General features: G+C 64.9%; 17 protein-coding genes. 4 read left to right on the top strand and 13 right to left on the bottom strand.

Translation table 11 applies throughout. The annotated features are described in order from the left end of the window. Positions 1–20: 20 nt before the first annotated feature. Complete coding sequence (locus BLP96_RS01585; protein ID WP_089682386.1) at positions 21–2,753, top strand: ATP-binding protein; 2,733 nt, start codon at positions 21–23, stop codon at positions 2,751–2,753. On the opposite strand, the gene BLP96_RS01580 is transcribed toward BLP96_RS01585, so the two are convergent. The 11 genes from BLP96_RS01580 to rpoE all read right to left on the bottom strand — a co-directional run bounded on the left by BLP96_RS01580 (position 2,693) and on the right by rpoE (position 13,400). Beyond that, positions 2,693–3,070 (bottom strand): holo-ACP synthase, encoded by a 378-nt coding sequence (locus BLP96_RS01580; RefSeq protein WP_089682383.1) that lies wholly within the window; start codon positions 3,068–3,070, stop codon positions 2,693–2,695. The two genes, BLP96_RS01585 and BLP96_RS01580, sit on opposite strands and share 61 nt — an antisense overlap. A 3-nt stretch (positions 3,071–3,073) precedes the next feature. After that, positions 3,074–3,856 (bottom strand): pyridoxine 5'-phosphate synthase, encoded by a 783-nt coding sequence (gene pdxJ / locus BLP96_RS01575; RefSeq protein WP_089682381.1) that lies wholly within the window; start codon positions 3,854–3,856, stop codon positions 3,074–3,076. A 121-nt stretch (positions 3,857–3,977) separates the two neighbouring features. Further along, the gene (gene recO, locus BLP96_RS01570) at positions 3,978–4,682 is read right to left on the bottom strand and encodes a DNA repair protein RecO (RefSeq protein WP_089682379.1); all 705 of its coding nucleotides are present in this window, start codon (positions 4,680–4,682) and stop codon (positions 3,978–3,980) included. Positions 4,683–4,764: 82 nt separating this feature from the next. After that, positions 4,765–5,664: a GTPase Era gene (era, locus tag BLP96_RS01565; RefSeq protein ID WP_089682377.1), complete on the bottom strand. Its 900-nt coding sequence runs from the start codon at positions 5,662–5,664 to the stop codon at positions 4,765–4,767. After that, a complete protein-coding gene (gene rnc, locus BLP96_RS01560) occupies positions 5,661–6,353 on the bottom strand; it encodes a ribonuclease III (protein WP_089682376.1) in 693 nt (230 codons plus the stop codon). Before rnc ends, era begins: the two co-directional genes overlap by 4 nt. A 62-nt stretch (positions 6,354–6,415) precedes the next feature. Continuing rightward, positions 6,416–7,219, bottom strand: coding sequence for a signal peptidase I (lepB, locus tag BLP96_RS01555; protein WP_089682374.1), 804 nt, complete (start codon positions 7,217–7,219; stop codon positions 6,416–6,418). Between the two features lie 13 nt (positions 7,220–7,232). Further along, positions 7,233–9,050: a translation elongation factor 4 gene (lepA, locus tag BLP96_RS01550; protein ID WP_089682373.1), complete on the bottom strand. Its 1,818-nt coding sequence runs from the start codon at positions 9,048–9,050 to the stop codon at positions 7,233–7,235. Positions 9,051–9,248: 198 nt separating this feature from the next. Beyond that, a complete protein-coding gene (locus tag BLP96_RS01545; RefSeq protein ID WP_089682371.1) occupies positions 9,249–10,673 on the bottom strand; it encodes a DegQ family serine endoprotease in 1,425 nt (474 codons plus the stop codon). A gap of 234 nt (positions 10,674–10,907) precedes the next feature. After that, complete coding sequence (locus BLP96_RS01540; protein WP_089682369.1) at positions 10,908–11,891, bottom strand: MucB/RseB C-terminal domain-containing protein; 984 nt, start codon at positions 11,889–11,891, stop codon at positions 10,908–10,910. Continuing rightward, positions 11,891–12,607 (bottom strand): sigma-E factor negative regulatory protein, encoded by a 717-nt coding sequence (locus BLP96_RS01535; protein ID WP_089682367.1) that lies wholly within the window; start codon positions 12,605–12,607, stop codon positions 11,891–11,893. Before BLP96_RS01535 ends, BLP96_RS01540 begins: the two co-directional genes overlap by 1 nt. Before the next feature lie 187 nt (positions 12,608–12,794). After that, positions 12,795–13,400: an RNA polymerase sigma factor RpoE gene (gene rpoE / locus BLP96_RS01530; RefSeq protein WP_089682365.1), complete on the bottom strand. Its 606-nt coding sequence runs from the start codon at positions 13,398–13,400 to the stop codon at positions 12,795–12,797. Positions 13,401–13,718: 318 nt separating this feature from the next. On the opposite strand from rpoE, the gene BLP96_RS01525 reads away from it, so the two are divergent. Further along, positions 13,719–14,798, top strand: a complete 1,080-nt coding sequence (locus tag BLP96_RS01525) for a 3-deoxy-7-phosphoheptulonate synthase (RefSeq protein WP_089682363.1) — start codon at positions 13,719–13,721, stop codon at positions 14,796–14,798. A 96-nt stretch (positions 14,799–14,894) separates the two neighbouring features. Here the strand turns inward: BLP96_RS01525 and dinG are convergent, their stop codons facing one another. Next, positions 14,895–17,042 (bottom strand): ATP-dependent DNA helicase DinG, encoded by a 2,148-nt coding sequence (gene dinG / locus BLP96_RS01520; protein ID WP_089682361.1) that lies wholly within the window; start codon positions 17,040–17,042, stop codon positions 14,895–14,897. Between the two features lie 276 nt (positions 17,043–17,318). Next, on the bottom strand, positions 17,319–18,593 hold the full coding sequence (gene rhlB, locus BLP96_RS01515) for an ATP-dependent RNA helicase RhlB (RefSeq protein WP_089682359.1): 1,275 nt from the start codon (positions 18,591–18,593) through the stop codon (positions 17,319–17,321). A gap of 145 nt (positions 18,594–18,738) precedes the next feature. Between rhlB and BLP96_RS01510 the strand changes: the two genes are divergently transcribed. Beyond that, complete coding sequence (locus BLP96_RS01510; RefSeq protein WP_089682357.1) at positions 18,739–18,975, top strand: hypothetical protein; 237 nt, start codon at positions 18,739–18,741, stop codon at positions 18,973–18,975. Beyond that, complete coding sequence (gene xthA, locus BLP96_RS01505) at positions 18,975–19,802, top strand: exodeoxyribonuclease III (RefSeq protein WP_089682355.1); 828 nt, start codon at positions 18,975–18,977, stop codon at positions 19,800–19,802. Before BLP96_RS01510 ends, xthA begins: the two co-directional genes overlap by 1 nt. Positions 19,803–19,824: the final 22 nt, after the last annotated feature.

Here is a 19,824-nt window from a genome sequence, read left to right as displayed (position 1 = left end):
CCCCGACCGAGGAAGCAGCGATGTCGCTCGGCAACCGTCTCGCCCTGTGGATTCTCTGCCTGCCCCTGGCGGTACTGGCGCTGGCGGCGATACTGGCTCTGCATCAGGATGCCCAGTGGCGCAAGTCGGCCCTGAAGGAACGCTTGACCACGGCAGCCGAGCTGCAGGCTCCACGCTTCGGCGAAGCCTTGGCGGCGGCCGACGACGCACGCCTCGAGAGACTCGGCCAGCAGTTGCTGGAGCTCGACGAGATCCGGCATCTCGGCATCCACGACACTGCCGGCAAGGCTCTGTTGTCGCTGGGTTCGCGCAGCGAGCCCTTCACTCCACCTTCAGCGACGCAGCGCCAGCTGGACAGCGAGGGTGACATCTGGCGGCTCATCCTGCCACTCGCCGCCCCCTCCGACCGGAGCGACGCCGCTCCCGCGGGCTGGATGACGCTGGACATCGATACGCGGCGCCTGACCCTCGCCTTCTACCGCCACCTGGCCAGTGCCGGTCTGGGCCTGCTGGTGATCGGCCTGCTGCTGTTCGTGATCGGCGCCACCCTGGGGCGGCGCCTCGACGGTCGGTTGCAGGACGCCAGTGAAGCCCTGCATCGGCTCGCCAAGGGCAGCCACCATACTGCCCTCGACACCGAACAGGGCTCGCCCGAACTCGACCGACTGGCCCGGCGCATCAACGCCTTGGGAACGGCCCTGGAAGCGTCCCGCGATGATATGCAGCGTCAGATCGAGCAGACCACTGCCGAGCTGCAGGAGTCGATGGAAACCATCGAGATCAAGAACATCGAACTCGACCTGGCCCACCGTCGGGCGCTGGAAGCCAGCCGCGTCAAGTCGGAGTTCCTGGCCAGCATGAGCCACGAGATCCGCACGCCACTCAACGGCATCGTCGGTTTCTGTCGCCTGCTGGGTCGCTCACGCCTGGAGCCGCGCCAGCGGGAATGGCTCGATCAGGTACAAGTGGCCTGCGACAACCTGCTCGCCCTGGTCAACGACGTGCTGGATTTCTCGCGCCTCGAAGCCGGTCGACTGGAGCTGGAACGCACCGACATCGACATGGTGACGCTGGTCGACGAGGTGCTGGGACTGCAGGCACCGCTCGCCCACCAGAAGCATCTGGAACTGCTCGGGCTGGTCTATGACGACGTCCCTCGCTCGCTGCGCGGCGACCCGCTGCGCATTCGTCAGGTGCTCACCAATCTGGTGCACAACGCCCTGAAGTTCACCGAAAGCGGCGAAGTCATCGTGCGAGTGATGGTCGAAGCGCAGACGACCGACGGCCGGACGACGCTGCAGATCAGCGTCAGCGATACCGGCATCGGCCTGACGCCCGAACAGCAACGCGAACTCTTCCAGGCTTTCCGTCAGGCAACGCCCGGGCATAGCCGGCAATATGGCGGTTCGGGGCTAGGGCTGGCCATCAGCCGCCAGTTGGTCGAGCAGATGGGCGGCGAGATACGCGTGGACAGCGAACCCGGGCAGGGCAGCACCTTCACCATCACCCTACCGCTGGAGAGCCGGGGCGATGGCATGCCCGCCCCGGAACGGCTCTTCGCCGGCGAACGCATCGCTCTGCTCGAGCCCCATGCACCGACCCGCTTCGCACTGCACCACCTGTTGAGCGGCTTGGGAGCCAGGGTCGTCGAGACATCCCAGCTCGGCGCTGACGATCCACCGCCGACCCTGGCCGTCGCTGCACTGCCCTCGCCATTGACGCCGGAAGCCCAGCAACAGTGGCAAGCCCGCCTGTCGGCCTGCCGCCATCCGGTGCTGCTGCTGGTCAATGCAAGCCCCTTGGAGCTGCCCGAGATCACCCTTCCCGAGCACAGCGAAATGCTGTGCAAGCCGCTGGCCCGCCAGCCCCTCGCCGACGCCCTGCGACGCCTGGTCGATCACATCAACCAACCCGCCCAGGTGACGCAGTCCACGCAACTGCTGGTGGTCGACGACAACGCCAGCAACCGCCGCCTGCTGCGCGAAATGCTGGCTCGTCCCGGCCTGATCGTGGCAGAGGCGGCCAGCGGCGAGGAGGCCCTCGCCCTGGCGGAGAGCGAGCACTTCGATCTGGTACTGATGGATATTCGCATGCCGGGAATGGACGGAATCGAAACCACCCGAGCCCTGCGACGCCTGGGAGGCTCCTGGTCACGCTGCCCCGTGATCGCCGTCACCGCCCATGCCCTGGAACCGGACCGTCAGCGCCTGTGCGATGCCGGCCTGCAGGACGTGCTCATCAAGCCGGTAGACGGCCGCCAGCTGGAAACGCTATTGCATCGCCACTTGTCGGGGTGGCCGCCCAGCGAACCCCATGAGAGCGACGTCGCTGCTGGCGTCTCTCCCGCCAGTGAATCGCTCGACGTGGTGGACATGGCGCTGGGCACGCGACTGGCCAACGGCAGCGAAAGCCTGGCTCGCGAACTGCTGGAGGAGCTGGTCCGGTCGCTGCCGGAAAGCGAGCGGGCCATACGCGACGCCCTGGCCGGTGACGACGAGGAAGCGCTGCTCGATGCCGTACATTCCCTCAATGGCGCCTGCCGCTACTGCGGGGCTCCCGAACTGGCGTTGATCGCCGAAACCCTGGAAACCCGTCTGCGCTCGCGGGGCATGGCTGCAGTCGATGGCCTGGTCGCGGCACTGTTCGACGCCATGGAGCGCGTACTCGAGTGGCACGCTCTCGAAAACGGCGCTCAGCCCTCGAGCACCACCATGGCCAGCGCCAACTCGGCCTCGTCGGAGAGTGACAGGTGAATCGTCGTGACCCCGGCAGCCTGGGCGAGCTCGTGGGCCTTGCCGGAGAGTACCAGTGAGGGCCGCCCCAGGGCATCGTTGACCACCTGAACCTCGCTCCAGCGCATGCCGCGCCGCATGCCCGTGCCCAGCGCTTTGACGAAAGCCTCCTTGGCGGCAAAGCGCTTGGCCAGATAGCCGGCGGCCTGGGGATGGCCGTTGAAGCGATCGAACTCGGCCGCGCTGAGCAGCCGCCGAGCGAATCGCGGGCCATGGCGCACCATGCCCGCCTGAAAGCGCGCCACTCGGGCGATGTCGGTACCGATGCCGATGATCATGGCTCAGTGATCATGCTCGTGGTCGTGGGCTTCGATGGCAGCCACTAGCCCCGCTTCCTGGCCGGCGACGATCAGTCGTTTCATCTCAGCCACCGCCTCCTTGAGACCCACGAACAGCGCTCGAGCGATGATCGCGTGCCCGATGTTCAGCTCGTTGATGCCGGGAATGGCAGCCACTGCTTCGACGTTATGATAATGCAAGCCATGTCCAGCGTTGACGACGAGCCCCAGCGCCAGCGCCTGTTCGGCAGCGCGGCACAGGCGCGCATATTCGCGCCGCGCCGCCTCGCCCGTCGCCTCGGCATAGGCACCGGTATGCAGTTCGATCACGGGCGCCCCCGCTTTCACCGCCGCCTCGATCTGTGCCGGCTCCGGGTCGATGAATAGCGACGCCTCGCAACCCGCAGCCGCCAGCCGCCGACAGGCATCGGACACAGCACCGAGACCGCCGGCCACGTCTAGCCCCCCTTCGGTAGTCAACTCCTCGCGCTTTTCGGGTACCAGGCAGACATGCGCCGGCCGCATCTGCTCGGCCAGCGTGAGCATCTCCCCGGTGACCGCCATTTCCAGATTCATGCGGGTGTTGAGCGTCTCCGCCAGCAGACGTACGTCGCGCTCCTGAATATGCCGGCGATCTTCGCGCAGATGAATGGTGATGCCATCGGCACCGGCTTCCTCGGCCAGCAGCGCGGCCTGGACCGGGTCGGGATAGCGAGTGCCGCGGGCCTGGCGCAGCGTGGCGACGTGATCGATGTTGACGCCCAGCAGGATGCGAGGGGGATACATGGAGTTCTCCAGGATACGAAGGTCAAGGGGTCGAGGGACAAGGGTAAAGCGATAAGCTGGAAGCTGGAAGCTGGAAAGGCAGCCTGTTGCCAGTCCCCGTATCAAGGTCTTGCTGCTAGCTTCAAGCTCCCGACCGGCGATTCCGGGAGGCCGCGAGCTTCTGCATCAGTTCACGGGACCGCAGAGGACGCGAGCCGAGCAGCGGGGCGAGCGCCGCGCGGGTCACCGCCTTGGCCGGGCCGGCCAGCCCCGGTTCGTCCCAGCCGCCGCTGGCCAGCAAGCGCAGGGTGCGCCCATCGAGGCCCGGATCGGCAACGATGAAAGCGTGCGACGCTGCATCGAAACGGTAGCGACACTGGGGGTCGAGTTCACTCCCCTGGGAATCGGTGAAACGCGGCATGGCATCGAGCGCTTCGAGCAGCGCCACTTCCAGGCGCCGAAGCCCTGGGGCTCGCGCCTCGGGCAGTGGCAGCGCGTCGAGCAGCGCCGTGTAGTGGGCGAACACCTCGGCCACCGGTAGCTCCAGAGGCAACACCCGGGTCAAGAGTTCATTGGCGTAGAGCCCGCACAACAAGCCTTCCCCGGCCAGCATCGCCGCTGCCCCGCCGCTCTCCATCAGCCTCAGCCGTTTGAGCTCGCCCTCGCCCACCCAGGTGACGTGCAGCGGCGCGAAGGGCTGCAGCCGCCCGCGGGAGCGCGAGCCGGGCCGCTGCACGCCCTGGGCCACGGCCCGCACCCGTCCATGCTCGAAGGTGACCAGATCCACCAGCGCACTGGTTTCGCGGTAGGGGCGCTTGTGCAGCAGAAAGGCGGGTTCGGGCGTCATCAGCGGGCGTCCATTGCGACGAGGGCGAAGCTCGAAGCTCGAAGCTCGAAGCTCGAAGCTCGAAGCTCGAAGCTCGAAGTCGCTAGTCTAGGTGATACCCCAGGCTCTTCAAGGCTCGCTCGTTGTCCGACCAGCCTCGCTTCACCTTGACCCACAGATTGAGCATCACCTTGGCATCGAGCAGGCGTTCCATCTCGAGGCGTGCCTCGCGCCCGATGGTCTTGATGCGCTCACCGTTCTCGCCGATGAGGATCTTCTTCTGGCCGGCGCGCTCGACCAGAATCAGGGCACTGATGTGCACGACCTTGCCCTCGTCGCGGAATTCCTCGATCTCCACCGTCATCTGGTAGGGCAACTCGTCACCGAGCTGACGCATGATCTTCTCGCGTACCAGTTCGGCGGCCAGGAAACGCTGGCTCTTGTCGGTGATCTGGTCGTCCGGGAAATGATGCGGACCCTCGGACAGATGTTTCGCCACCTCTGCCTCGAGCTCGGGCACGTTGGTGCCATGCTTGGCCGAAACGGGCACGATGGCGGCGAAGTCGCGCCGCGCGCCCACGCTGTCGAGCCAGGGCAGCAAGGCGCGCTTGTCCTGGAGGCGATCGACCTTGTTGACGGCCAGGATCACCGGCGCCTTGACGTGCTCGAGGCGCTCGAGCACCACCTGATCCTCATCGCTCCAGCGGGTGCGGTCGACGATGAACACCACGCAATCGACGTCGCGCAGCGCCTGGCTTGCCGCCTGATTCATGAAGCGATTGATCGCCTTGTTGCGGTCGCGGGTCTGAATGTGGATGCCGGGCGTATCGACGTAGATGAACTGAGCGTCGTCCTCGGTCTTGATGCCCATGACCTGGTGACGGGTGGTCTGAGGGCGACGCGAGGTGATCGACACCTTCTGGCCGAGGATGCGATTCATCAGGGTCGACTTGCCCACGTTGGGTCGGCCGACGATGGCCACGAAGCCGCAGGTCTGAGTCATGAAGGCCGTCCTCCGCGAGGGTCGAGACTCGCCAAAGCCCTGTCGGCAGCCTGCTGCTCGGCGTGTCGCCGGCTGGGACCGATGCCCAGGGTGCAGTCCCGGAGCAGCTCGACGTGGCACTCGACGGTGAAGGTCTGATCGTGAGCCTCGCCTTCCACCGACACCACCTCGTAACGTGGCAGCGCCGCCTGGCGAGACTGGAGAAACTCCTGCAGCCGCGTCTTGGGGTCCTTCTGGGTGTCCTGCAGGTCGATCGCTTCCAGACGCTCCGCATACCAGGCCAGCACTCGTGCTCGGGCCGTGTCCATGCCGGCATCCAGATAGATGGCACCAATCACGCCCTCGACCGCATCGGCGAGGATGGAGTCGCGACGATGACCTCCGCTCTTCATCTCGCCGGAACCGAGCCGCAGACACTCGCCGAAGGCCATTTCACGCGCCAGCTCGGCCAGCGTCTGGCCGCGCACCAGGCGCGCGCGCAGACGCGAAAGCTGGCCTTCCCGCGCCTGGGGAAAGCGCTGATAGAGAGCTTCGGCAATGACGAAGTTGACGATGGAATCGCCGAGAAACTCGAGTCGTTCGTTGTTCTGGCCGCCGAAGCTGCGATGGGTCAGGGCCAGCTCCAACAGCGAGACATCGCTGAAGTCATGACCGATCCGTCGGCTGAAGGCGATGAGAGAGTGGCTCACGAAGCTCCTGCTGGTCTTTGGTTGATTGTGCGGAGCGCGCCCCGCCTCGATCACGGCCGGAATCAATGGATGCGCCGTACGCTGGTGAAGCTCGGCAGACCGCCATCCCAATGCATCCATACGGCGAAGGCACGTCCCACGATGTTCTCTTCCGGCACGAAGCCCCAGTAGCGACTGTCGTTGGAATGATCGCGATTGTCGCCCATCGTGAAGTAGTGTCCTTCGGGCACCTCCACTTCGCGGACCCGCGGGCCGGGGTCTCGGGGATTATTGTAGATACGGTGGCTGACCTCGCCCAATTGCTCTTCCAGCAGCCATTCGCCGGGCTCTCCCGCCGGCGCCGCATCCAACAGTTCCTTGGCAACCGGCTCGCCATTGATGAAGAGCTGCTTCTCCTCGTAGCGCACCACGTCGCCGGGCAGCCCTACCACGCGCTTGATGAAATTGACGGACGGCTCCTCGGGGAACCGGAACACCATGACATCTCCCCGCTCGGGCTCGCCGATCTCGATGATCTCGGTGTTCACCACCGGCAGGCGCAACCCGTAGGCGAACTTGTTGACGAGGATGAAATCGCCCACTTCCAGGGTGGGGCGCATCGAGCCCGAGGGAATCTGAAAGGGTTCGACGAGAAAGCTCCTCAGCAGCAGCACGACCAGCAGCACCGGGAAGAAGGAGCGTGCGTAGTCGACCGGCCAGGGCTCCTTGAGCGCCTTTTCACGGGCCGCCTCACCGAGACCCTCGGTAGTACCGACTCCGGCGGAGTCCAACCGGCGCTGGCGAGCCGGGCGCCACCATACCAGGTCGAGCCCCCAGATCACCCCGGTAACGGCGACCGCCACCACCAGCAGAAGAGAGAAATCCATGTTGCGTCAATTCCTAGTCGTTGACCTTGAGCACGGCGAGGAAGGCGTCCTGTGGGATCTCCACTCGACCGACCTGCTTCATGCGCTTTTTGCCCGCCTTCTGTTTCTCGAGCAGTTTCTTCTTGCGCGTCACGTCACCGCCATAGCACTTGGCAGTGACGTTCTTGCGCAGCGCCTTGACGGTGGAACGCGCCACCACCTGGCCGCCGATGGCGGCCTGGATCGCCACGTCGAACATCTGGCGGGGAATCAGCTCTTTCATCTTGTCGACCAGAGCGCGCCCGCGGAAGTGGGCGTGGTCACGATGAATGATCACCGCCAAGGCATCGACGCGATCACCGTTGATCAGCACGTCGAGGCGCACCAGCTTGGCGGCCTGAAAGCGCTCGAAGTTGTACTCCAGCGACGCGTACCCCTTGGAGATCGACTTGAGACGATCGAAGAAGTCCATCACCACCTCGGACATCGGCAGCTCATAGGTGAGCTGAATCTGGCTGCCCAGGAACAGCATGTCGAGCTGGGTGCCGCGCCGCTGCTCGCACTCGGTGATGACGTTGCCGACGAACTCCTGGGGAACCAGGATGCTGGCCCGCACGACGGGCTCCCGCATCTCCTCCACATCGGCCATGTCGGGCAGCTTGGAAGGATTGGCGACGTAGATGACCTCGCCGTTCTTCATCGCCAGTTCGTAAACCACGGTGGGCGCGGTGGTCAGCAGGTCCAGGTCGTACTCGCGCTCGAGCCGCTCCTGGATGATCTCCATGTGTAGCGTACCGAGGAAGCCGACGCGAAAACCGAAGCCCAGAGCATCGGAATTTTCCGGCTCGTAGTCGAGGGAGGCATCGTTGAGCGCCAGCTTCTCCAGGGCATCGCGGAAGTCTTCGTAATCGTCGGCACTGACCGGAAACATCCCGGCATAGACTTGCGGCTTGACCTTCTGGAAACCGGGCAGGCGCGGCACGTCCGGCGTTTTGGCATGGGTGATGGTGTCCCCCACCGGCGCACCGTGGATGTCCTTGATCCCCGCCACCACGAAACCCACCTCACCGGCGCGCAGGATGCCGGTTTCACGCCGCAGCGGCGTGAAGATGCCCACCTCGTTGGCCTGCCAGTCGCCGCCGGTGGACTTGATGCGGATCTTGTCGCCTTTCTTCAGCGTGCCGTCGAACAACCGTACCAACGAGACCACGCCCAGGTAGTTGTCGAACCAGGAATCGATGATCAGCGCCTGCAGAGGCGAGGCGGGGTCGCCCTTGGGCGGCGGGATATCGCGCACCAGGCGCTCGAGCAAGGCGTCGATGCCCATGCCGCTCTTGGCCGACACCTGGCAGGCGTCGGTGGCGTCCAGACCGATGATCTCCTCGATCTCGTGCGAAACCTTGTCGGGGTCGGCCTGAGGCAGATCCATCTTGTTGAGCACCGGCAGCACCTCGAGCCCCTGCTCGATCGCCGTGTAGCAGTTGGCCACCGACTGCGCCTCGACACCCTGACCGGCGTCGACCACCAGCAGCGCCCCCTCGCAGGCGTAGAGCGACCGCGAGACCTCGTAGGAGAAATCGACGTGTCCGGGAGTATCGATGAAGTTGAGCTGGTAGACGTTGCCGTCCTGCGCATGATAATCGAGCGTGACCGACTGCGCCTTGATGGTGATGCCGCGCTCGCGCTCCAGGTCCATCGAATCGAGCACCTGCTCCTTGAGCTCGCGCTCGGTCAACCCGCCGCAGGTCTGGATCAGGCGGTCGGCCAGGGTGGACTTGCCATGGTCGATATGGGCGATGATCGAGAAATTCCGTATGTGCTTCAGCTTGTCGTGGGTCTTTTCGTTGCTCATCTAGCCCGGTCCGATGTTCGGTACGCGCGCGGCACCGGCGGCCTGTCCGCCACCGTTCGCGTATCGTGAGTTCGATGGCCGGTATTGTACCGGCATGACACGGGGTTGGACAGCGCAGCCGGGCGATGCCCACATAGCAACGCCTCGCCGGCTGAGCGGCGAGGCGTTGCGGGAGTACGCATGGAACGGTGGGTCAGCTCACTCCTGCTCCACCCGCAAGGCAACGAACAGCGAGCGGCCATCACGGTAGAGCCGCACCGGAACGGCACGATCCGAGGGCAGCGAACCGACCAGCTCGGCCAACTGCTCCGGGCTCTCCACCAGGCGGTGGTCGAGGCCCACGATGACGTCTCCCGGGCGGATTCCCGCCGCTGCGGCGGCACCCCGCGGATCGACGTCTGTCACCATGACGCCGGCATCGATGCCCAGCCGCTCACGCTCGTCATCGCTCAACGCGTCCACGGCAATGCCCAGGCGCGCCTGCGCACTCGGTTCGCTGCGGCTGCTGGAAGCCGTGGTCTCGCTCTCGGGCCAGTCACCGATGGTGATCGTCTCGGTGATTTCGCGGCCATCGCGCAGCACGGTCAACTCGGCCTCATCGCCGGGGTTGATGCGGCCGATCAGCCGCGGCAGGGTGCTCGAACGATCGACTTCCTCGCCATCCACTTCCAGGATGACGTCACCGGCCTGCAAGCCATCCCGCGCTGCCGGCCCTTCCGGGTCGAGGTCGGCGATCAGCGCACCACTGGCCCGATCCATGCCGAAGGATTCCGCCAGATCGCGTGATACGGGCTGGATCATCACCCCCAGCCAGCCACGGCTGACTCGCCCTTCGTCACGCAACTGATCGGCCACGTCCATGGCCACGTTGATGGGGATGGCGAAGGAGAGACCCATGAAGCCACCGCTGCGGGTGAATATCTGCGAATTGATGCCGACCACTTCGCCATCGAGATTGAACAGCGGCCCTCCCGAGTTGCCAGGGTTGATCGCCACGTCGGTCTGAATGAAGGGAACGTAAGCATCACGCGGCAAGGTCCGGTTGATGGCGCTGATGATGCCTGCCGTGACCGAGTGATCGAAACCGAAGGGCGAACCGATGGCGGCCACCCACTGGCCGACTTCGAGCTCCTCGGAGTCGCCGGTGCGCAGCGTCGGCAGGTCCGAAGCATCGACCTTGAGCACCGCAACGTCCGTGCGTTCATCCGCACCGATCAGTTCGGCCTCCAGCTCGCGGCGGTCGTTGAGACGCACCAGGATCTCGTCGGCTTCACTGACCACGTGAGCATTGGTCATGATGTAACCGTCTTCACTGATGATGAAGCCCGAACCGAGCGACTGACGCTCTTCGCTGTGGCCGGGGCCGCTGCCGCCGGGCGGGATGGGAAAACGATCACCGAAGAAATGGCGGAAGATTTCCGGAATCTCCTGCCCGCCAAAATCCTGGAAGGGGTCGCGGCGTTCGATGGTTCGCGACGTGGAGATGTTGACCACCCCGGGTGCAGCCTCTTCCACCAACTCGGTGAAATCCGGTAGCCCATCTCGGGCCATGGCCGACTGCCAACCCAGCAGCAGCGTGACCAGTAAAAACCACAGGGAAAGGTGTCGCGTAATAGGCTTCATGAAAAGCTCCTGCGTCCGCTCGTTCTATTGGCAAGCAGGCCAGTGATCGCACACTGGCCCCGGAACCTTTCGGACTCGACACCGATCGTCCGTCTGATGACGATCGATGCAATCCGACAGGCTCCTAGACAGACATAACCAGTTGCATCGAAAAAGGTTCACCCTACGGCCAACGATTCCAGAAGGTCGTGGCGACCTATCCTTCTCGACTCGCCACCCCCTCTGACGGTTCCTTCACTCGGTCCTTTCGGACTCTTCCCATATCAGGCCTTCGGATACGCGCACCAGTACCCGAACTGGCAACTCACCCATTACCACTACCTGATGTGGCTGCCCCGCCCGCTCAATATGGCGCACCACGGCCATCGAGATCCCGAGACGGTGAAGGCCGGGCATCAGCCGCTTGCCTGCCTCGTCGAGAGGTTCGACGAACAGGCTGAGCGTCGATAGTCCATCGCTGTAGATGCGATGCCCGACCCGTTCGCCATGACGCTGACTGCGCGTAACGACCGGCTGGGCGATGAATCCCTTCGGCAACCAGCCTGGGCGCCATGCCAGGGACGGCGGTGATCGACGACGATCCATGATCACGTCGCCTTCATGGAGCTGCGGTCGCTGGAGTTCGGTGAACTGGAAAGTTTCGACCACCCGCCCCTCTTCGTTGAGCAGTTGCTGCTTGAGCGGCAGGGCCGTGTCGCGATCGAGCCAGAACCGATGCCCGTAGCGGTGATCGTCCAGCGGCTCTACGTCGAGACGCACAACGCGACGACTGGCGATACGCTCCTCTTCACCCAGGCTGAGTCGATAGAAGCGCTCCAGGTGACGAGCAATGCCGGTGGGCGACGCGGGCGCTTCGGAGCCGTCTTCGGTCCAGGTGAGTCGACCGATGCGCCCACGACGCTCGAAGATCATCGGAGGACCGTCCAGAAAGCGTGCCACCTCGCGCTCCACGCCATCCTGCACGTCGTGAGAAAGCGCCACGGTGCGCACGCCGTCGACGCTGATGCGCACGGCCCGCGCCTGGAAAACGTAACAGTGGTTGGCCCATAGACTGCGCTCGAACCACTCCATGGGCGAATCGGGAGCGTCCCACTCGGCCACTTGTGCGCAGTCGAAGGAATCGGCCTCGCCCTCTTCCTCGCTCGCCAACACTCCCGCGGAAACCCAGATCAGCCCCCCGAGCAGCGCCAGGCGCCACGCCGTGCGCCCGACCCGCATCAGCGCGTACCCAGTGTCTCGCTACCGGATGCACGCAGCAGCGGCATCCAGGCATCGCTACTGCGATAGGCGGCTCCCTCCGAATGGCGGTCGAGGTAGCTCTGGAGCAATCGCGCCTGCTCCTGATCGCCACTCGTCGACTGGCGCAGGTTGGGAGACGTATCCAGTGGACGGCCGAAGCCAAAGTCTGCCTGAGACAGGAACGAGGAGGCATTGCCACTGGAGGGAGCGTTACCGAAGAGCGACATGCCCACCTGCTCTGCCTGGCCGGACAGGGCGGGGAGAGAAAAGCTGCGCTCCCCGGACACCGCTTCGACCGATGCCGGTGCCTCGGACCCGGTATCGGCCAGATCGGACCGATCGCCGCCGAAGCCACTGCCCTGATAGAACTGCACGCCGCTGATGACCATCAGTGTCACCGCTGCAGCAATGCCGGCACCGCGTGCCAGCGGTATCGAACGTCGCGACGATGGTGCCGGAGCCTGTGGCGCGGGAACGGGCTCTTCCTCGATGCGAGCCAGGATTCCCGCCGAGAGGTCCATGCTGACATCGACGTCATGATCCCGTCGCAGCAGGCTACGCATCAGATGATAGCGTCGCCAGGCGTCCGCTGCATCCGGGTCGTCCTCCAAGGACTTCAGCACCCGGCGCAGCTCGAGATCATCACCTTCGCTGTCCATCAGGGCAGAAAGCGATTCCCGTGCGTTCTGACTCATTCTTCACATCCTCACATCACAAGGCCGCTGCCTTGGCTTCGATGAATTCCCCGCCTTCCCTGCACGGCGGGCAGGCCACCCCTCGAGGAATAGCGGAAAACCGACCCGCTTCTCCTACCGATCACAGCTTCTGACGTCAAAGGCACTCAACAGTTCAGCAACCGTGCAAAAACCTTGCACTGGATCATCAATCGGCCACCGATTCGCGGCTTCGAGACGTGGTGACCAGCGGCTGAATATGCTGGTCCACGGCCTCTCGGGCGCGGAAGATTCGTGAGCGTACCGTCCCTACCGGACACTGCATGATATTGGCGATGTCCTCATAGGAGAGGCCGTCGAGTTCACGCAGTGTGATGGCCGTGCGCAAGTCGTCGGGCAGCTTCTCGATGGCCTCGAACACCGCCGCCTCGAGCTGGTCGCGGGCAATGGCCGCTTCCGGTGTCTCGATGTCGGCCAGCCGCCCGCTATGGTCGACGATCTCGGCATCGGCGATGTCCAGGTCGCTGCCTGGCGGACGCCGCCCCTTGGAAACCAAGTGGTTCTTGGCCGTATTGATGGCAATACGGTACATCCAGGTATAGAAGGCGCTCTCGGCACGAAACTTGCCGAGCGCCCGATACGCCTTGATGAAGGCCTCCTGGGCCACGTCCTGAACTTCGGCATGGTCCTGAACGTAGCGGCCGATCAGGCCAATGATCTTGTGCTGGTACTTCTTCACCAGCAGGTCGAAGGCGCGGGTATCCCCCTGCTGGGCGCGTTCCACGAGCTGCTGGTCGGTTTCACGATTTCCCATTCACACCCTCCCCAATCGGGAGAGATCCTGGCGCAGCGTCGTGAAGGTGCAGCGGGGCGTTGCAACGAAATCTGCATGCATGGTCTCAACCTGGTGCCTGGCGGCAGCTCATGTCCCTGAATGTCACCGTTCATCGAAACGGCAAGTGTTCCTGTTTCTCGCTCGCGCATCAAGCCGACTTGCCATCGTCAGCACCGGCGCTGTGACCGGGCTCGACGCCTTGCGGTTCCCCATCCGATTGATTTTTGCCTCATCGGCGAGCGATAGTAGGCGGAAGACTCGCCCCCAACGCATCATGACACGATACAGGTAGCACCCATGTCCGATCAGCAGGTCAACAACCTCAATGTTCTTTCCCAGGACGTTCTGGTCACTCCCGAGGCCCTCAAACAGGAGATACCCCTGAGCGAGGCCGCCGAACGGACGGTCATCGAAGGGCGTCGTACCATCCAGAACATCCTCGACGGCACCGACCCGCGCCTGCTGGTGGTCATCGGTCCTTGCTCGATCCATGACGTGGATGCCGCCCTGGATTATGCCCGCCGCCTGCGCCGCCTGGCCGATGAGGTCAAGGATAGCTTGTATGTCGTGATGCGCGTCTATTTCGAGAAACCCCGCACCACCGTAGGCTGGAAGGGACTGATCAACGACCCGCACATCAACGGTTCCTTCGAGATCGAGGAGGGTCTGCGAATCGCCCGCCGGCTGCTGGTCGAGCTCTCCGAACTGGGCCTGCCGCTCGCCACCGAAGCGCTCGATCCCATCTCGCCGCAGTACCTGCAAGACTGCATCGGCTGGTCGGCCATCGGCGCTCGCACTACCGAATCGCAGACCCATCGTGAGATGTCCTCCGGCCTGTCGAGCCCGGTCGGCTTCAAGAACGGCACCGACGGCAGCCTCGACGTGGCGGTCAACGCCTTGCAGTCAGTGGCCCATCCGCACAACTTCCTGGGCATCGATCAGGCCGGCCAGGTGGCGATCATTCGTACCCGCGGCAACGCCTATGCTCACGTCGTGCTGCGCGGCGGCAACGGCAAACCCAACTACGACAGCGTCAGCGTGGCGCTGGCCGAGCAGGAACTGCGCAAGGCCGGAGTGAAGCCCAACATCATGATCGACTGCTCCCACGCCAACTCCAACAAGGACCCGGCCCTCCAGCCGCTGGTGATGGAGAACGTCACCAACCAGATCCTGGAAGGCAATCGTTCCATCATGGGCCTGATGGTGGAGTCGAACATCGGCTGGGGCAACCAGAAGATTCCCGACGATCTCGGCGATCTGCAGTACGGCGTCTCCATCACCGACGCCTGCATCGACTGGGACACCACCGAGCAGGCCATGACGCGCATGGCCGAGAAGCTGGCTCCGGTGCTGGCCGAGCGACGCCGCGACACCTGAGCCACGGCGACACTTCTCCTCGACGGCCCGCCATCGGCGGGCCGTGGTGCATCACAGACCGGCACCGCCCGAATTGCCGGCGTTTGCGTCAGCGATTCAGGGTGACTGACGGACCCCGTCGATCTCGCGCTCGAAGGGCGGCAATGCATCGAGCAGTGCGCGGCCATAACGCCGTGTCAGTACGCGGCGATCCAGCAGCGTGATGCGACCGCGGTCGGCCTCCTTGCGGATCAGCCGCCCGCACGCCTGAACCAGCTTGATGGAGGCGTCCGGCACGCTGATGCGCATGAAGGGATTGCCCCCGCGGCTCTCGATCCACTCCGCCAGCGTCGCCCCTACCGGGTCGTCGGGTACGGCAAAGGGCAGCCGGGTGATCACCACGTGGGTCAGGTAGTCACCGGGCAGGTCGATACCCTCGGCGAAACTGGCCAGGCCGAATATCACGCTTCCCTCCCCCGCATCGACCCGCGCGCGGTGGCGGCCAATGAGTTCGCGCTTGGGCAGCCGATCCTGGGCCAGCACCCGCTCGGCGAGCGTTCGCGGCAGCGCCTTCTCTACTGCACGCAGCTGTGCCCGCGACGAAAACAGCATCAGCACCGCCTCGTCTTCGCCCAGGCCTGCGACGAAGTCGACGATCGCCCGCTCGTGGACCTCGCGATCGGCGGGATCCACTGCCTCGCGGGGCACGCTGAGCACTGCCTGGGAGTAGTCGAAGGGGCTCGGCAACCGCTGATAGCGATAGCGGTTGGCCAGCCCGGCACGCTCCTGCAGCCGCTCGAAGCGTCCCAGGGCCGTCAGCGTCGCCGACGTGACCACCGCACCGAAGCAGCTGCCCCACAACGTGCGCGCCAGCGTCGGTGCGGCAGAAACCGGGCTTGCCGAGAACGTCAGTTCACCATCGCCGCCCAGGCGCTCCAGCACCATCCAGCGCGCCCGCGGCGCCTCGCCTTCCTCGTCGCTCTCGGCATAGGCCTGCCACAACGCATGGGCCTCCAAGGCGCGACCGTGCAGCAGAGCGACCAACGGCAGCCACGCCTCGGCTTGCTCGCGGGGCAAGCCGGTCTGCTTGTCGGGATCATGACTCTCGCGCAGGATGTCGCTCATCGTCTCGAGACTGCGCGAGAGTTCGGCGAACGCCGTGACCAGAGCTCCAGCCTGGTCGCGCAGCCCATCGGGCACGCGCCCCATGGGAAAGCGGTGGGTCATGCTCTCCTCTGCGTCGCCCAAGCCCTGCTGACGACCCGCCAGCTGATGACCGAGCGCAAAGACCTCGCCGAGACGCGGCTCCAGGGCGGCGATCAGCTCGGGCAGGCCGGCCAGCAGGCGCGCCAGGGTGGGCTGCACGGCCAGCGCCGCGTTGAGCTCGGTAAGCGACTTCTTGAGGGTGCCTAGCCAGCGCAGCGCGCCGCTCACGCCCACGCGATGGGTGAAGTGCTGCAAGGCCTTGTCGGGAAGATGGTGGCCCTCGTCGAAGACGTAGATGCAATCGCCCGGCGGCGGCAGCACCACTCCACCACCCAGCGACAGGTCGGCGAGCACCAGGTCATGATTGGCGACGATGACGTCGGCGCTCTCCAGATCGCGGCGAGCGCGAAAGAAGGCGCAGGCGCCGAAGTGGCCGCAGCGGCGATTGGTACACTGGCGATGGTCGATGGTCAGGCGACGCCAGTCGGCATCCGCGATGGCTTCCGGCCAGCTGTCGCGATCGCCTGGCCAGCGACCGCTGCCGTAGGCATCGGCCATCTCCTGCACCAGCGTCTGAAAGTCGTCGCCTCCCTGCCCAGCCAGGCTCTGTTCGAACAGCGACAGAGTGGGATTGTCCGCCACGCCGTCGAGTGCCTGTTCGAGACGCGCCACGCAGAGGTAGCGGCCGCGCCCCTTGGCCAGGGCGAAATCGAAGTCGAGACCGCTGTGCGCCTCGAGCGCCGGCAGGTCCTGGTGCAGCACCTGCTCCTGCAGCGCCACCGTGGCCGTGGCAATCACCAGCCGCTTGCCGTGCGCCTTGGCCACCGGCAGCGCGGCAAGCAGGTAGGCCAGGGTCTTGCCGGTACCGGTGCCGGCCTCGAGCACGCAGACGTGCTCGTCGCTGGTGCGCCGCCCCGCCTCGTCGGCGGTGATGCCGCCCAGGGTGCGAGCGATCTCGGCGATCATCAGCCGCTGCCCGTAGCGTGGAGTGAGATCCAGCGCCTCGAGCACGCGGCGATAAGCGGCCTGGATCTCCTCCTTGAGGGCTTCGTCAAGCATATTCACCCAAGCTGTAAGCTGGAAGCGGTAAGCGGTGAGAAAACTCCACCTCACCGACCGTGCAGAGCATGAACTGAGCTTGCATCGAAGCCGTCAGCATCGGCAGCAAAGCATCGTCGGTTTCCAGAGCGCTACCTGCAGTAGTGTTACAGCCCATTCAGCGCAGACCTTCGCCTTGTCTGGCCGTCACTCGAGATGTTCATCAACATCTGGGCTGACCATGTTGCTATGGCTTCCAGCTCCCAGGCGCGTAGCGCCGCTCTTCGAGCTTAGCGCTCATAAAAGTCCTTCCGGCGGATGCTCGCAGGGCAGCTTGTCGCCGATGTAGCGCTCGATCTCGGGCAGCGAGAAGGCATCCTCCTCGCCCACGAAGCTGATCGACACGCCCTTGGCACCGGCACGACCGGTACGCCCGATGCGGTGCACGTAGTCCTCCGGATCCTCCGGCAGGGTGTAGTTGATCACGTGGCTGACGTCCTCGATGTGGATGCCGCGCCCCGCCACGTCGGTGGCCACCAGTACCTGGATATCGCCCTCGCGGAAACTCTCGAGGGTCTTGATGCGCTGATTCTGCGGCACGTCGCCGGAGAGCATGGCGACATTGATGCCGGCCTTGCGCAGCAGCTCGTCGAGCCGGCGCACCAGGTCCCGGCGGTTGCCGAACACCATCACGCGATCGAAGGCCTCCTGCTGGAGCAACTTGACCAGCAGTTTCTGCTTGTCGTCGTCGCTGACCAGGTAGACGCGCTGATCGATATCCGCCTGGTTCTCGACGGTGACCTCGATCTCCACGTACTCCGCCTGGTGCGTCCACTGGTTGGCCAGATTGAGTATGTCCTGAGAAAAGGTCGCCGAGAACAGGAAGGTCTGTCGTTCTTCCTTCTTGGGCGTATGGCGGATGATGCGCTTGACGTCGGGGATGAAGCCCATGGAGAGCATGCGGTCCGCTTCATCGAGCACCAGCACCTCCACTTGGGTGAGGTCGACGTCGCGTTTCTCGTGGAAGTCGAGCAACCGCCCCGGCGTGGCCACCAGAATATCGACATTCTTTCCGAGGTTGTCGCGCTGCTTCTGGTAGTCCATGCCCCCCACGACGCTGGCCACGTTGAGCGACGTGAAGCGGGCCAGCGCCTTGGCATCCTTTTCGATCTGCAGCGCCAGCTCACGGGTCGGCGCCACGATCAACGCACGCGGAGCCCCCGGCTTCTGGCCGTCGGGCGCCTCCTCCTCGAGAAAGTAAGCCAGGATCGAGATCAGGAAGGCAGCCGTCTTGCCGGTGCCGGTCTGGGCCTTGCCCACCACGTCGCCACCCAGCAGCGTATGGCGCAGCGCCTCCGCCTGGATCGGCGTGCAGTATTCGAAGCCCAGCGCATGAATGGCGCGCATCAGCGGCAGCGGCAACTCGAAGTCGTGAAAGCGCCACTTGCCCGCCACGGCAGGCACCTGAAACTGGCGCAGATCCCAGTTCGACTGGCGGCGGCGCGGCTTGCGACGCCGACGCTTCGGCTTGCGATTCTGGGCCGGGGCTGTGGTCTGTTCCGACTCGCTCATAGGCTGTGTGTCTTGTCCGTAACAGTGGATGGAAAGCCTCGTTCGGCGGGCATTGTACCAGCCTCGCGCGACGAGGGCGCGCTTGCGGGTCGAGACTGGTAGAATGCACACCCGCTTGGCATTCGACACGCTCAGGAGTCCGGCCATGACCCGCCGCAAGAAGACTCGCTCGCTGGCCGACAAGGTGACCATCCGTACCGGCCGACGCAAGGACTACCGCCAGTGGCGTCACGAAAACCCCGACGAGGTGGCCCCGTCGCGCCGCTTCACCCAGAAGAAGCGCCAGCAACGCAAGCTGCAGGCGGCGCGCAAGCAAGCCCGTCAGCAAGCCGGCCAGCCGATCGACATCCACCCGCCGCGTGACGACAAGGAGACCGACTGATGCGTCTGGTGTCGTTCAACATCAATGGAGTCCGCGCCCGTCTCCACCAGCTTTCGGCGCTGGTGGACAGCCACCGCCCGGCGGTGATCGGCCTGCAGGAGACCAAGGTGCAGGACAGCGAGTTTCCCCGTGCAGCGGTGGAGGCACTGGGCTATCGAGTCGTGTTCCACGGTCAGAAGGGGCACTACGGCGTCGCCTTGATGATCGACCCTGCCCAATGCGGAGAGCCGGACGCCGTGCACTACGGCCTGCCCGAGGACGGCGAGGACGCCCAGCGGCGCCTGATCGGCGTGCGACTTCGCCCGGCATCGGGCGAACCGCTGACGATCTACAACGGCTATTTTCCCCAGGGCGAAAACGTCGAGCATCCGGTGAAGTTTCCGCACAAGCGGGCCTTCTACGCCCAGCTCACCGAACGGCTGGCGTCGCATCACCACCCCGACGAACGCCTGGCAGTGATGGGCGACTTCAACATCTCGCCGGAGGACATCGACATCGGCATCGGCGAGGCCAATCGCAAACGCTGGCTACGCGAGGGCAAGACCAGCTTCCAGCCCGAGGAGCGTGAGTGGCTCGCTCGTCTCAAGACCTGGGGGCTCACCGACAGCTACCGACTGCGCCATCCCGAGATCGACGACCGCTTCAGCTGGTTCGACTATCGCTCCCGCGGCTTCGAGCGCGATCCCAAGCGCGGTCTGCGCATCGACACCATCCTGGTCACCCGCTCACTGGCCGAATCGGTCACCGACGCAGGCATCGACTACGCCTTGCGCGGCATGGAGAAGCCCTCCGACCACGCCCCGGTATGGACCGACATCGACCTCTGACCGGCACAACGCCGACGGCCGC

Source organism: Billgrantia gudaonensis, from assembly GCF_900100195.1.
Classification (GTDB): Bacteria; Pseudomonadota; Gammaproteobacteria; order Pseudomonadales; family Halomonadaceae; genus Halomonas; species Halomonas gudaonensis.
This window is presented reverse-complemented; position numbering and strand designations above follow the sequence as displayed.